The 12,818-nt window shown below is 74.4% G+C and carries 13 protein-coding genes and 1 riboswitch; of the genes, 10 read left to right on the forward strand and 3 right to left on the reverse strand.

Annotated features, from left to right (window positions below):
• Positions 1 to 14: 14 nt before the first annotated feature.
• Positions 15 to 1,016, reverse strand: a complete 1,002-nt coding sequence (gene hpnH, locus amrb99_RS01400; RefSeq protein WP_190851034.1) for an adenosyl-hopene transferase HpnH — start codon at positions 1,014 to 1,016, stop codon at positions 15 to 17.
• Between the two features lie 117 nt (positions 1,017 to 1,133).
• Between hpnH and amrb99_RS01405 the strand changes: the two genes are divergently transcribed.
• Together amrb99_RS01405 and pabB are read left to right on the forward strand one after the other, a co-directional pair.
• Positions 1,134 to 1,736, forward strand: a complete 603-nt coding sequence (locus amrb99_RS01405; protein WP_190851037.1) for a TetR/AcrR family transcriptional regulator — start codon at positions 1,134 to 1,136, stop codon at positions 1,734 to 1,736.
• A 70-nt stretch (positions 1,737 to 1,806) separates the two neighbouring features.
• Positions 1,807 to 1,888: riboswitch (ZMP/ZTP riboswitch) on the forward strand.
• Positions 1,889 to 1,912: 24 nt separating this feature from the next.
• The gene (gene pabB / locus amrb99_RS01410) at positions 1,913 to 4,027 is read left to right on the forward strand and encodes an aminodeoxychorismate synthase component I (RefSeq protein ID WP_190851039.1); all 2,115 of its coding nucleotides are present in this window, start codon (positions 1,913 to 1,915) and stop codon (positions 4,025 to 4,027) included.
• Here the strand turns inward: pabB and amrb99_RS01415 are convergent.
• Complete coding sequence (locus amrb99_RS01415; RefSeq protein ID WP_190851042.1) at positions 3,938 to 4,597, reverse strand: XRE family transcriptional regulator; 660 nt, start codon at positions 4,595 to 4,597, stop codon at positions 3,938 to 3,940. The genes pabB and amrb99_RS01415 overlap by 90 nt on opposite strands.
• Positions 4,598 to 4,689: 92 nt before the next feature.
• On the opposite strand from amrb99_RS01415, the gene amrb99_RS01420 reads away from it, so the two are divergent.
• The 4 genes from amrb99_RS01420 to amrb99_RS01435 all read left to right on the forward strand — a co-directional run bounded on the left by amrb99_RS01420 (position 4,690) and on the right by amrb99_RS01435 (position 8,980).
• Complete coding sequence (locus tag amrb99_RS01420) at positions 4,690 to 5,673, forward strand: FAD-dependent oxidoreductase (RefSeq protein ID WP_190851044.1); 984 nt, start codon at positions 4,690 to 4,692, stop codon at positions 5,671 to 5,673.
• Positions 5,670 to 6,872 carry an MFS transporter gene (locus amrb99_RS01425; protein WP_190851046.1) on the forward strand — a complete coding sequence of 401 codons (1,203 nt, stop codon included), beginning with the start codon at positions 5,670 to 5,672 and terminating at the stop codon, positions 6,870 to 6,872. Before amrb99_RS01420 ends, amrb99_RS01425 begins: the two co-directional genes overlap by 4 nt.
• A gap of 82 nt (positions 6,873 to 6,954) precedes the next feature.
• On the forward strand, positions 6,955 to 8,037 hold the full coding sequence (locus amrb99_RS01430; protein WP_190851048.1) for an FAD-dependent oxidoreductase: 1,083 nt from the start codon (positions 6,955 to 6,957) through the stop codon (positions 8,035 to 8,037).
• 37 nt (positions 8,038 to 8,074) lie between these two features.
• Positions 8,075 to 8,980, forward strand: coding sequence for an RNA polymerase sigma-70 factor (locus tag amrb99_RS01435; RefSeq protein ID WP_190851050.1), 906 nt, complete (start codon positions 8,075 to 8,077; stop codon positions 8,978 to 8,980).
• Positions 8,981 to 9,006: 26 nt separating this feature from the next.
• Here the strand turns inward: amrb99_RS01435 and amrb99_RS01440 are convergent, their stop codons facing one another.
• A complete protein-coding gene (locus tag amrb99_RS01440; protein ID WP_190851053.1) occupies positions 9,007 to 9,477 on the reverse strand; it encodes an STAS domain-containing protein in 471 nt (156 codons plus the stop codon).
• Positions 9,478 to 9,897: 420 nt separating this feature from the next.
• On the opposite strand from amrb99_RS01440, the gene amrb99_RS01445 reads away from it, so the two are divergent.
• The 4 genes from amrb99_RS01445 to amrb99_RS01460 all read left to right on the forward strand — a co-directional run bounded on the left by amrb99_RS01445 (position 9,898) and on the right by amrb99_RS01460 (position 12,818).
• Positions 9,898 to 10,131, forward strand: coding sequence for a hypothetical protein (locus tag amrb99_RS01445; RefSeq protein WP_190851056.1), 234 nt, complete (start codon positions 9,898 to 9,900; stop codon positions 10,129 to 10,131).
• Between the two features lie 126 nt (positions 10,132 to 10,257).
• On the forward strand, positions 10,258 to 11,193 hold the full coding sequence (locus amrb99_RS01450) for a DUF5996 family protein (protein WP_190851059.1): 936 nt from the start codon (positions 10,258 to 10,260) through the stop codon (positions 11,191 to 11,193).
• Between the two features lie 25 nt (positions 11,194 to 11,218).
• Positions 11,219 to 11,677, forward strand: coding sequence for a VOC family protein (locus amrb99_RS01455; RefSeq protein ID WP_190851062.1), 459 nt, complete (start codon positions 11,219 to 11,221; stop codon positions 11,675 to 11,677).
• A 184-nt stretch (positions 11,678 to 11,861) separates the two neighbouring features.
• Entirely contained in the window at positions 11,862 to 12,818 is a 957-nt protein-coding gene (locus tag amrb99_RS01460) for a sigma-70 family RNA polymerase sigma factor (RefSeq protein WP_190851065.1), read from the forward strand.

Consider the following 12,818-nt stretch of genomic DNA (forward strand, 5'->3'; position numbering starts at 1 on the left):
CGAGGCGCGGAGCGTCAGCCCGCCAGGGCCCGGAGGCTCTCGCGGAGCGACTGCGTGGTGGCGAGGACGGCGGTGGGCTCGTAGCCGCAGTGGGCCATGCAGTTGTCGCAGCGCGGGTCGCGGCCGCGGCCGTAGGCGTCCCAGTCGGTGGTCTCCAGCAGCTCCTTCCAGGAGGCGGCGTAGCCGTCGGCGAGCAGGTAGCAGGGCTTCTGCCAGCCGAGGAGCGAGTACGACGGCACGCCCCACGGCGTGCACGCGAACTCGCGCCGGCCTTCGAGGAAGTCGAGGTAGAGCGGGGAGTGGTTGAGGCGCCAGCGCCGCCGGCGGCCGCCCGCGAACGCCTGCCGGAACAGGTCGCGGGTCTGCTGGACGCCGAGGAACCGGTCCTGGTCGGGGGCCTTCTCGTAGGCGTAGCCGGGCGCGATCTCCATCCGGTCGACGCCGAGCTCGTCGTTCAGGTAGTCCAGGGTCTCCCGGATGGTCTCGGGGGTGTCGGTGTTGTAGAACGTCGAGTTCGTGTAGACGGTGAACCCGGCGGCCTTGGCGGCCCGGATCGCGTCCACGGCCTCGTCGAAGACGCCGTCCTTGCTGACGGACTCGTCGTGGCGCTCCTTCAGCCCGTCGATGTGCACCATCCAGGCGAAGTCGCGGTGCGGGCGGAAGCGGTGCAGGTGCTTGCGCAGCAGCACCGCGTTGGTGCACAGGACGACGAACTTGCGGCGCCGCAGCAGCTCGACGACGATCCGGTCGATCTGCGGGTGCATGAGCGGCTCGCCGCCGGCGATCGACACCATCGGCGCGCCGCACTCCTCGACGGCGGCCACCGCCTGCTCCACCGGCATCCGCTGCTTGAGCAGCGACGCGGGCTGCTGGATCTTGCCGCAGCCGGCGCACTTGAGGTTGCAGGCGAACAGCGGTTCCAGCTCCATGATCATCGGGAACTTCGCGGTGCCGCGGATCCGCTGCCGCACCAGATGGGTCCCGATCTTGACCGCCAGCCGCATGGGCAGTCCCATGTGCGCCTCCCTGAGCCGCGGGTGTCGTCCGTGCGCCGGACCGTCCCGGCATCCGGACGATGCTCCATACAGCGAGTATGAAACATGGTGGCTGTACGTCAATATAGGTTCGCGGGTATGACGCCGTCCCGACGCGCCGAGCACGCCGCCGACACCCGCGCCGCCCTGCTGGCCGCCGCCCGCGCGCTGTTCGCCGAGCGCGGCTACGCCGCCACCGGCACCGAGGACGTCGTCGCCGCCGCCCGCGTCACCCGCGGCGCGCTCTACCACCACTTCCGCGACAAGGCCGCGCTGTTCGCCGCCGTGGTCGAGCAGGTCGGCGCGGAGCTGGCCGAGCGGCTGATCCGCCAGCAGCTCGACCGGCCCGCGGCGGGCGGCCCGCTGGCCCAGATCCGGGACGGCCTCGCCGCGTTCCTCGACACCTGCGTCGACAGCGACTTCCAGCGCCTCGTGCTCGTCGAGGGCCCCATCGTGCTCGGCGCCGACGCCTGGAACGACCTCGCGGAACGGCACGGCCTGCGGCTGCTCACCGAGTGGCTGGAGCGCGCGATGGACGCCGGCGAGCTCGACCGGCAGCCGCCGGGCGTGCTGGCCCGGCTGATCGTCGCGATGATCATCGAGGCGAGCCTCGTCATCGCGCGCGCCGCCGACCATGCCGCCGCGCGCGCCGAGGTCGGCGCCGTCCTCGACCGCACCCTCCGCGGCCTCCGGCCGGCCTGAGCGTGCCACCGGCCGGCCTGAGCGGGCCTCCGGCCGGGCTGACCACCGGGCGCCGCCTGCGGTTACAGTGTGGGCGGGCCGTGACTGGCGCCTAGGGTGGAGCACCACCGGGGAGCGGCCCGCCACCGCCGCCGTGCGCCTGGGCGATCCATGACGACGCCCGGGAGCGGTCGCCGATGCGGACACTTCTGATCGACAACTACGACTCGTTCACGTTCAACCTGTACCAGCTGCTGGGCGAGGTGAACGGGCGGCCGCCGACGGTCGTCCGCAACGACGCCGACTGGTCGGGGCTGTCCCCCGCCGACTTCGACAACGTGGTCATCTCCCCCGGGCCGGGACGTCCCGACCGCGACCGCGACATCGGCATCGGCGCCCGGGTGATCGACGAGTGGTCGCTGCCGCTGCTCGGGGTGTGCCTGGGGCACCAGGGCATCTGCCACCGGCTCGGCGGCAAGGTCGAGCACGCGCCGGAACCCGTGCACGGACAGGTCTCCCAGGTCGTCCACACCGGGGAGGGGCTCTTCGCGGGGCTGCCGTCGCCGCTGCCCGTCGTCCGGTACCACTCGCTGGCGGTCACGGCGCTGCCCGACGAGCTGGAGGCCGTCGCGTGGTCGGACGACGGCGTCCTGATGGGGGTGCGGCACCGGTCGGCGCCGATCTGGGGCATCCAGTTCCATCCCGAGTCCATCCGCACCGGTCACGGCCGCGAGCTGCTGGCCAACTTCCGCGACCTCACGCGCGCGCACCACGGCGCGGGGCCCTACCGGCTCCACGTCCACCGGCTGGCGGCGGCACCCGACCCCGAGGCGGCCTACCGGACGGTGTTCGCCGGACGTCCCGGCGCGTTCTGGCTGGACAGCGGCACGCACGCGGAGGGGACGTCGCGGTTCACGATGATGGGCGACGGCGACGGCCCGCTCGGCGAGCTGGTGACGTACCGGGTCGCGGAGCGGCGCGTCCGGGTGGACGGGCACGGCACCGTGTCGGAGCAGCCGGCCGGCTCGTTCTTCGACTACCTGGAACGGGAGGTGACCCGGCGGGCGCTGCCCGACGACGGCGATCTCCCGTTCGGGTTCCGCCTGGGCTACGTCGGCTACCTCGGGTACGAGCTGAAGGCCGAGACGGGCGGCACCGCCGCGCACGCCTCGCCCACCCCGGACGCCGCGATGGTGTTCGCCGACCGGGCGCTGGTCATCGACCACGCGGAAGGCGAGTCCTACCTGCTGCGCCTCAGCCGCCTGGCCCGCGACCCGGAGGTGGACGCGTGGTTCGCCGCGACCGCCGAGCGCGTCCGCGGCCTGCCGTCCGAGCCGGCTCCGCCGCTGACCGGGCCGCTGACCGGCGACGCGGCGGAACCGCCCGTCGAGCTGCACCACGACCGGGAGGCGTACCTCGGCCTGGTCGCCGAGTGCCTGGACGAGATCCGCGACGGGGAGTCGTACGAGATCTGCCTGTCCAACACCGCGACGGCGCGCACCGCCGTCGACCCCGCCGCCACGTTCGCGCACCTCCGGCGGGTCAGCCCCGTCCCGTACGGCGCGCTGCTCGCCTTCCCCGGCGTCGCGGTGCTCAGCGCCTCGCCGGAGCAGTTCCTCGCGGTGACGTCCGAGGGGCTGGTGCGGTCGAAGCCGATCAAGGGCACCCGGCCCCGCGGCGCCGCCCCCGGGCACGACGACGCCCTCCGCCGCGAGCTGGCGGCCAGCGAGAAGGACCGCGCCGAGAACCTCATGATCGTGGACCTCGTCCGCAACGACCTGAACACCGTCTGCGCCGTCGGCTCCGTGCGCGTCCCGCGGTTGTTCGACGTCGAGTCGTTCGCGCCCGTCCACCACCTGGTGTCCACGGTCGAGGGCAGGCTCCGCGACGGGGTGACGGCGGTCGGGTGCGCGCGCGCCGCGTTCCCGCCGGGGTCGATGACCGGCGCGCCGAAGGTCCGCACGATGGAGATCATCGACCGGCTGGAGGGGCGGGCCCGCGGCGTCTACTCCGGGGCGCTCGGCTGGTTCTCCCTCGGCGGCGCGTGCGAGCTGAGCGTCGTCAACCGGACGATCGTCGTCGCGCCCGGCGGCGCCTCCTTCAACGTGGGCGGCGCGATCGTCGCGCTGTCCGACCCGGAGGAGGAGTTCGCCGAGACCCTGGTGAAGGCCCGCGCGATGATCGCCGCCATCGCCGCGTCGGCGCCCCCGGCGCCGGAGCCGTCACCGGCCGGCGTCGCGGGGGCGCGGCCGGGCGCGGATGTGGACGCGCTCCCCCTGGCGGCCGAACAGGTTGAGGACCTCCACGGGTGAGTCCCCGGCGGGGCCGAACCAGTGCGGCAGGCGGGTGTCGAACTCGGCGGCCTCGCCCGGCCCCATGACGAGGTCGTGGTCGGCCAGGATGAGCCGCAGCCGCCCGGACAGGACGTACAGCCACTCGTAGCCCTCGTGCGTGCACGGGTCGGGGGTGTTCTGGTCCGCCGGGATGATCGACTTCCACGCCTGGAGCGGGCCCGGGTGCGGCGTCAGCGGGATCACGGTGCGGCCGTTGCGGACGACGGGCTTCGCGCGCACGCGCGGGTCGCCGACCTGCGGCGCCCCGACCAGCTCGTCCAGCGGCACCTGGTGGGCCTGCGCGATGGGCAGCAGCAGTTCGAGGCTCGGGCGGCGCTGTCCCGTCTCCAGCCTGGACAGGGTGCTCTTGGAGATGCCGGTGGCCTCGGACAGCGCCGCGAGGCTCACGCCGCGCCGGGTGCGGACGCGCTTGAGGCGGGGACCGACCTGGGCCAGCGTGTCGGCGATCGCGGCCGCCGGAGCCGGCGCGCTTGCCGGAGCCGGCGCGCCCGCCGGGGCGGGCGCGAAAGGCGGGGAGTGCTCGGTCATCCCCCCATTCCACCTCCCGCGTCCCGGAAACGGCAACGGAAGTTGTCGGGTCGGGATGCCGGGCCGGAGCATCGGCGGCGGAGGTGATCGCCGTGAACGAGGCGACGAACGACCGGGCCGGCGGCGCGCCGCGCGCCACCGGGGACGGGTCCTACGACGTGGTGGTGGTCGGCGCGGGTGCGGCCGGGCTGAACGCGGCCCTGGTGCTCGGACGGGCCCGCCGCAGGGTGGCGGTGATCGACGCCGGTGAGCCGCGCAACGCGCCCGCCGCGCACATGCACGGCTTCCTGTCCCGCGACGGGCTGCCCCCGGCGACGCTGCTGGAGCTCGGCCGCGCCGAGATCGCGCGGTACGGCGCCGGGCTGATCCGCGGACGGGTCGAGCACATCGACCCCGGCTTCCGCGTCCGCATGGACGGCGGGCCGGTGCTCGCCGCCCGCCGGATCCTCGTCGCGACCGGGCTCCGCGACGAGCTGCCGGACATCCCGGGCGTGCGCGAGCGGTGGGGCAAGGACGTGCTGCATTGCCCCTACTGCCACGGGTTCGAGGTCCGCGACCGGCCGCTCGCCGTCCTCGGCACCGGTCCCGGCGCGGTGCACCAGGCGCTGCTCCTGCGCGGATGGAGCGACGACGTCGCCTTCTTCGCCCACACGCTCGACCTGGCGGAGGAGGACTGCGAGCGGCTGGAGGCGCGCGGGCTCCGCATCGTCGAAGGCCGGGTCGAGCACCTGGTCGCCGACGGGGACGGGCTGCGGGGCGTCGCGCTCGCCGATGGCCGGGTGATCCCCCGCGCCGCCGCGTTCCTCTTCCCCCGGATGGTCCCGAACGATGCGCTGCTGACCCGGCTGGGCTGCGAGAAGGACGGCGGATGGGTCGTCACCGACCGCACCGGACGCACGAGCGTCGCGGGCGTGTGGGCGGCGGGGAACGTCGTGGACCCGCGCGCCCAGGTGGTCACGGCGGCCGGGATGGGCTCCGCCGCCGCGTTCGCGATCAACAACGACCTGCTGGACGAGGACGTCGCCGAGGCGGTCGCACGGCGCCGCGCCGCCACCGTTGGCGGTGGGGTCCGGTGAGCGCGGCGTTCAGGGGAAGGCTGCCGCTCGGCGTCTATCTGCTCGCGTTCAGCCTGTTCGCGATGGGCAGCGCGGAGTTCCTGCTCGCGGGGGTGCTGCCGGACATCGCCGACGACCTCGGCGTCGGCCTGTCGTCGGCGGGCGCGCTGATCTCGGCGTTCGCGATCGGCGTCGTGATCGGCGGGCCGCCGTTCGCGATCCTGACGCTCCGCTGGCCGCGCCGCACCACGCTCGTCGCCACGCAGGCGGTCTTCGCCGTGGCGGTCGCCGGGGGGCTACTGACCAGCAGCTACACGGTGCTGCTGGGGTGCCGCTTCATCTGCGGGCTCGCCTACGCGGGGTACTGGGCGGTCGCCGCGGTCACCGCCGTCGGCCTCGTCGCCCCCGACCGCACCGCACGGGCCTCCGGGGTCGTCGTCAGCGGGCTCAGCCTCGCGATGATCGCGGGCGGTCCGGCGGGCGCGCTGCTCAGCCACTTCACCGGATGGCGGGGCGGGTTCTGGGGCGTCACCGCGCTGACCGCCGCCGGCGCCGTCCTGAGCCTGACCGCCGTGCCCGCGACCGGCGGCGGCGAGGAGCCCAGCGTCAGGCGCGAGCTCGGCGCCCTGAGGCGGCCGCAGCTGTGGGTGGTCTACGCGGCCACCCTGCTGAGCACCGCCGCCTACATGATCTCCTTCAACTACCTCGCGCCGCTCCTGACCGGCGTCACCGGCGTCCCCGAGGTGTGGGTGCCCGCGCTCCTCGCGCTGTTCGGCGCCGGCGCGTTCGCCGGGCTGTCGGTCGGCGGGCGGATCGCCGACCGGCACCCCACGCCCGCGCTGCTCGCCGGGGCCACGGGGATCCTGGCGTGCTCCGTCCTGCTCGCGCTGCTCGCCCGGCACGCGTGGGCCGTCGTCCCGCTCGTCGCGCTCCTCGGAGTAGCGGGGTTCGTGCTGAACCCGGCGATCTACGGGCGGGTGTTCGCGATCGCCGGACGGGCGCCGACGCTCGCGGGAGCCACCACCGTCTCGGCGTTCCAGCTCGGCATCAGCCTCGTCCCGGCGCTCGCCGGAGCCGCGCTGAACGCCGGCGCGGGCATCACCGCCGTCGCCTGGATCGGCGCGGCCCTCGCCGCCGCCGTCGTCCCCGCCGCCCTCCTCGACCGGGCGCTGTCCCGGCGCCGGTCGCGGCCGGTGCCCGCCCAGGTCACGGCGGTGTGACGCACGTTACCCGCGGCGCTGTTATGGACCGGGCGCCCCCGGTGTCTCATGGGCAGACCCATCCGAGACGCAGGAGGCGGACATGAAGGTGATCGTGGCAGGCGCCGGATACGCCGGGACGCTCGCGGCGAACCGGCTGGCGAAGAAGGCGCCGGGCGCGGAGATCACGGTGGTGAACCCCCGGCCCGACTTCGTCGAGCGGGTGCGGCTGCACCAGCAGCTCGCCGGGACGGGCCGGGCGGCGACCCCGCTGGCGGAGATGCTCCGCGACGGGATCCGCACGCGGCAGGCGGCCGTGGAGAAGATCGGCGACGGGTGCGTGGTGCTCGACGGCGGCGAGGCCCTCGACTTCGACTACCTGGTCCTGGCCGTCGGCAGCACGCTCTCGCCGCTGCCGGGCACCGTCCCGGTCGGGACGTGGGAAGGGGCGGAGCAGGCCCGCGCGGCGCTGGCGGCCCTGCCCGCGGACGGCGCGGTGACCGTCGTCGGCGCAGGGCCGACCGGCATCGAGACCGCCGCCGAGGTCGCCCACGCCCGCCCCGGCCTGACGGTGCGGCTCGTCGGGCGGGACTTCGCGGCCTCCCTCTCGGAGAAGGCCCGCGCGCGCGTGCGGACCGGCCTGGAACGGTTGAATGTGACGGTGCTGGACGACACGGTGACGGAAGTGCGGGACGACGGCGAGGTGCTGCTGGGCTCGGGCGGGCGGCACGCGTCGGACCTCGTCCTGTGGGCCGTCATCGGCGGCGTCCCCGACCTCGCCGCGCGCAGCGGTCTGGAGGTCGACGAGCGGGGCCGCGCCCTCGTGGACGAGTACCTGCGCAGCATCGGCGACCCGCGCATCGTCGTCGCCGGCGACTGCGCCGCCGTCCCCGGCTCGCGCATGTCCTGCCAGACGGCGGAGCCGCAGGGGACGCACGCCGCCGACACGGTGGCCCGGATGATCCAGGGACGCCCGCTCAAGCCGTACTCGGTGGACTACGTCGCCACGTGCATCAGCCTCGGCCGGCGCGACGGCGTCATCCAGCCGTCGCACCGGGACGACAGCCCGCGCCGCCGGTTCCTCGCCGGACGGGCGGCGGCCCTGACGAAGGAGGGGGTCGTCCGCAGCGCCCGGTTCAGCGCCAGGACCGGCATCGGCGCCACCGGGCTCCCCGGATCGAAGTGACCGGCCGGCGGAGCCGGCACACGACAGGGACGAGGACATGACCGACGACCACGCCACCGACGCGGCGACCGACGCCTTCGTCGCCCACCGCAACCTCCTCTTCACGGTCGCCTACGAGATGCTCGGCTCCGCGGCCGACGCCGAGGACGTCCTCCAGGAGACGTGGCTGCGGTGGGTCGGGGTCGATCTGGACCAGGTGAAGGACCCGCGCGCCTACCTGGTCCGGATCGCGACCCGGCAGGCGCTCAACCGGCTGCGCACGATGTCCCGGCGCAAGGAGTCCTACGTCGGCCCCTGGCTGCCGGAACCGCTGCTCACCGCGCCGGACGTGGCGGAGGACGCCGTCCTCGCCGAGAGCATGTCGATGGCGCTGATGCTGGTGCTGGAGACGCTGTCGCCGACCGAGCGCGCGGTGTTCGTGCTGCGCGAGGCGTTCGACGTGAGCTACGAGGAGATCGCGGCCGCGGTCGGCAAGAGCCCCGCGGCCGTCCGGCAGATCGCCTACCGCGCCCGGCGGCACGTCGACGCCCGCCGTCCCCGCGAGGCGGTCTCGGCGAGCGAGAGCCGGGCGGTCGTGGAGTCGTTCCGGCGCGCGCTCGACACCGGCGACCTGCAGGGCCTGCTGGACGTCCTCGCGCCCGAGGTCGTCCTGATCGGCGACGGCGGCGGCGTGAAGCAGGCCGCGCCGCGGCCGATCGTCGGGGCGAGCAAGGTCGCGCGCTACATCGTCGGCGGCAGCGGCAAGGTCAAGAGCACGGTCACGATCACGACGGAGCTCACCGTCGTCAACGGCGCGCCGGCGCTGCTCCTGCGGCTCGACGGCGAGATCGACGGTGTCATGGCGGCCCGCGTGGAGGGCGGCCGCATCACCGGCCTCTACTACGTCCGCAACCCCGCGAAGCTGACCCGCGTGGACTCCGAGACCCCGCTCAGCCTGGGCTGAGCGGGCCGCCCGCCCTGGCGGCCGGTTCAGGGGCCGGTGCGCGGCACCGTGGTCTGGTGCACGGCGACCGCAGGCTCCACCGTCGAGTAGATCGGCACGAACCGGGTGAAGCCGGTGGTGCGCAGGACCTCGCGGATCCGCAGGTTGACCGCGGCGAGGGCGAGGGTCCCGGACGCGCGGGCGCCCTCGCCGGAACCGTCCGCGCGGGCGCCCTCCTCGCCGGACCCGGCCCCGGAGCCGGCGGCGCCCTCGCCGGGGCCGGGGCGCTCGGGCGCGGACAGCAGCCGGTGGATCCCGGCCAGCACGCTGAGCCCGCTGGAGTCGATGAACGCGACGCCCGCGAAGTCCAGCACCAGGTGGCGCGCGCCGCGCGCGATCAGCGCGGCCAGGTGGTCGCGCAGGCGGCCGGCGGTGGCCACGTCCACCTCGCCGGTCAGCGTGACGACGACCAGATCGGTGTGCACCGGGTCGGCCCGGCTCTCCACGGTCAGGCCCATGGTGGCTGCTCCATACCCGGACAGGAGCCGATCACTCATTTCTCTTGTTTCGGACGTATTTGACGGAAAGACCGGAATTCCACTGCCAGGGAAACGGGGCTTTTTTCGGCGGTTGCGCGGCCCGCCGGGAATCGCCGCGCTCCCTCGCGGTCGCCCGTCCGGCGCGCTCTCCCTGGAAGACTCGACGGTCGACATCGACGCGACGAAGAAAAGACGATGAGCAGCGAGGCGCAGCGGAACACGGCACCGGGGGTCCGATACCGAGGGGACCGCCGGGACCCGCGCGCGCGAACGGGCACCGCCGGGCCGCCCGCCGCCGTCGCGGACCTCGCCCCGCCCCGCCCGCCGGGAGCACCCGGCCCTGCGTCCGCGCTCCGCCCGCCCGCCTCCCCGCACAGGACGCGGGCCCGCCGGGCGGCCGTGGGCAGGGCCATCGCCCGCACCGTACTGATCATCGCCGCCGGCCTCGCGACCGGGCTGCTGACGACGCTCACGTTCGTCCTGCTGCTGTTCGCGGTCGGGTACCTGCTCCAGGGCACGTGGCGGACGGGCCTGTGGCTGCTCGCCGCCGCGCCGGCCGCCTTCGCGTCCGCGCTGGCCGCCGGCGGCTGCCTGTTCCGGCTGATCCGCCGCGCCCGCTTCCGCCGCATCTGAACGCCGCGCGGCGGCTCCGGGGCCGCCGCACCGGACGGTTGCCCGAGGGGAACCAGGGGTAGGGGGCGACCATAGGAGGCGGGCGGTCCCCCAGCGCCCGCGGACGCGTGCGCGAGGGGGACTCCAGTGGGGGAGCACAGGCAGGAGGAATGGCCGCGGCTGCGCGTCGCGGACTGGACCGGCACGCGGGAGACCCTGCACATGTGGGCGCAGATCGTCGGGAAGATCCGCATGGCGCACGCGCCGCTGGTCAACCACTGGTGGCAGGTCACGCTGTACGTGACCCCGCGGGGCCTCACCACCTCGACGATCCCGTTCGCGGCCGGGGCGTTCGACATCGAGTTCGACTTCGTCGGCCACGTGCTCCGCATCCGCTCCAGCAGCGGCGAGGAGCGCCGGGTGGCGCTGGAGCCGAAGCCGGTCGCCGACTTCTACGCCGAGACCATGGACCACCTCGTCGGGCTCGGGATCGAGACGACGATCCAGGCGCGGCCAAACGAGGTGGAGCCGTCGATCCCGTTCGCCGACGACCACCAGCACGCGTCCTACGACCCGGACGCGGCGCGGCTGTTCTGGCGGCAGCTGCTCCAGGCGAACCGGGTGCTCGGCGAGTTCCGGTCCCATTTCGTCGGCAAGGTGAGCCCGGTGCACTTCTTCTGGGGCGCGATGGACCTCGCCTGCACCCGGTTCTCCGGACGCGACGCGCCCCGGCATCCCGGCGGCGCGCCGAACTGCGGCGACTGGGTGATGGTCGAGGGGTACTCGAAGGAGCTGAGCAGCTGCGGGTTCTGGCCCGGCCTCGACGAGGGCGCCTTCTACGCCTACGCCTACCCCGAGCCCGACGGGTTCGCCGAGCGTCCCGTGGCGCCGGACGCGGCGTTCTACAGCCGCGAGAATGGGCAGTTCCTGCTGCCGTACGAGGCGGTGGCCACGGCGGACGACCCGGACCGGACGCTGTCCGCGTTCCTCCAGAGCACCTACGAGGCCGCCGCGGACCTCGGCGGCTGGGACCGGGCCGCGCTGGAGGACGACCCGAACCGCTGGGCCCCGTACCGGGTGTAGCGCGCGACGAGAGAAGGGAGCCGGGATGCCCGGCCAAGGTGGTTTCCCCGCACCGACCGAAGGGCTGGTGCTCACGCACTTCCTGACCGTCCGGGACGTGGCCGTCTCCAGGGACTTCTACGTGAACGTCCTGGGCGGCGAGGTGATTCTGGAGGAGAACCCCGCCACCGTGAAGGTGGCGAACAGCTGGATCATCATGAACCCCGGCGGCGGACCGACACCGGACAAGCCGGACATCGTCCTTACGCCGCCCTCGCCGGGCGACCCGGTGTCGACCTTCATGAACGTCCGGGTGGCGGACATCAACGCCTTCTATGAGCACGCCAAGGCCCAGGGCGCCGAGTTCGTCACCGAGCCGCTGGACCGCAAGGCCGAGATCCGCTGCTACATGCGCGACCCCGATGGCTACCTCATCGAGGTCGGTCAGGCGACCGGCCTGCTCCAGGGCATCTTCGCCGACCCGCCGGCGTCGTCGTCCGGCTGAGGGATCGTCCCGCCGCCCCCGGTTCCTGGGCGCTCCGGCGGTATTTCTTCGCCGGGAGCGATGAACGGACGGGAGCCGGCCGGTATATCCGACGACCTGACGCGTGCCCGGACGCCCGCGCACACACAGCCCGTCGCGCGAGCGGGCGTTCCAGCGCGGCGGACGCCCTTGGAGGAGGCCCGGTATGGACGAGGACTTCGAGGCCCGTGTGGAGCCCTACCGGCGTGAGCTGCTGGTGCACTGCTACCGGATGCTCGGGGCCGTCCACGAGGCCGAGGATCTGGTCCAGGAGACGATGCTGCGCGCGTGGCGGGCCCGCGAGCGCTACGACGCGGGGCGGGCGTCCGTCCGGACGTGGCTGTACCGGATCGCGACGAACGCCTGCCTGACGGCGCTGGAGGGCCGGTCGCGGCGGCCGCTGCCGTCCGGCCTCGGCGCCCCGAGCGAGGATCCGCACGCGCCGCTCGTCCCGGCGCTGGACGTGCCGTGGCTCCAGCCGTTCCCGGACGCGCTGCTCGGCGATCCGGCGGAGCGGGCCGTCCGGCGGGGGACCCTGCGGCTGGCGCTGATCGCGGCGATGCAGGCGCTGCCGCCCAAGCAGCGGGCGGTGCTGATCCTCCGCGACGTGCTGGAGTTCCCGGCGGCGGACGTCGCGGAGCTGCTGGAGACGAGCCCGGCGGCGGTGAACAGCGCGCTCCAGCGGGCGCGGGCCGGGCTGGAGGAGGCGTCCCCGGCGGAGGACCGGGTCGCCGAGCCGGACGACGGCGCGATGGACGCCCTCGTGGACCGCTACGTCCGGTCGTTCGAGGCCGCTGACGTGGCGGGGCTCGTCGCTCTGCTGACGGAGGACGCGGTGCTGGAGATGCCGCCCGTCCCGCTCTGGTACCGCGGCAAGGACGCCTACGGACGGTTCATGGAGCGGCTCTTCGCGATGCGGGACGCCGACTGGCGGATGGTCCGGACGGCGGCGAACGCGCAGCCCGCCGTGGCCGCCTACCATCGGGACGACGACGGCGGCCACGTGCTCCACACCCTCCAGGTGTTCGACGTCCGCCCCGACGGGCTGGCGCGCAATGTCGTCTTCCAGGACGCGCGGGTCTTCGCGGCGTTCGACCTGCCGCCGCGGCTGGAGGCCCGCTGA

The sequence above is a fragment of the Actinomadura sp. RB99 genome (assembly GCF_014706005.1).
In the GTDB taxonomy this organism is placed as follows: Bacteria; Actinomycetota; Actinomycetes; order Streptosporangiales; family Streptosporangiaceae; genus Spirillospora.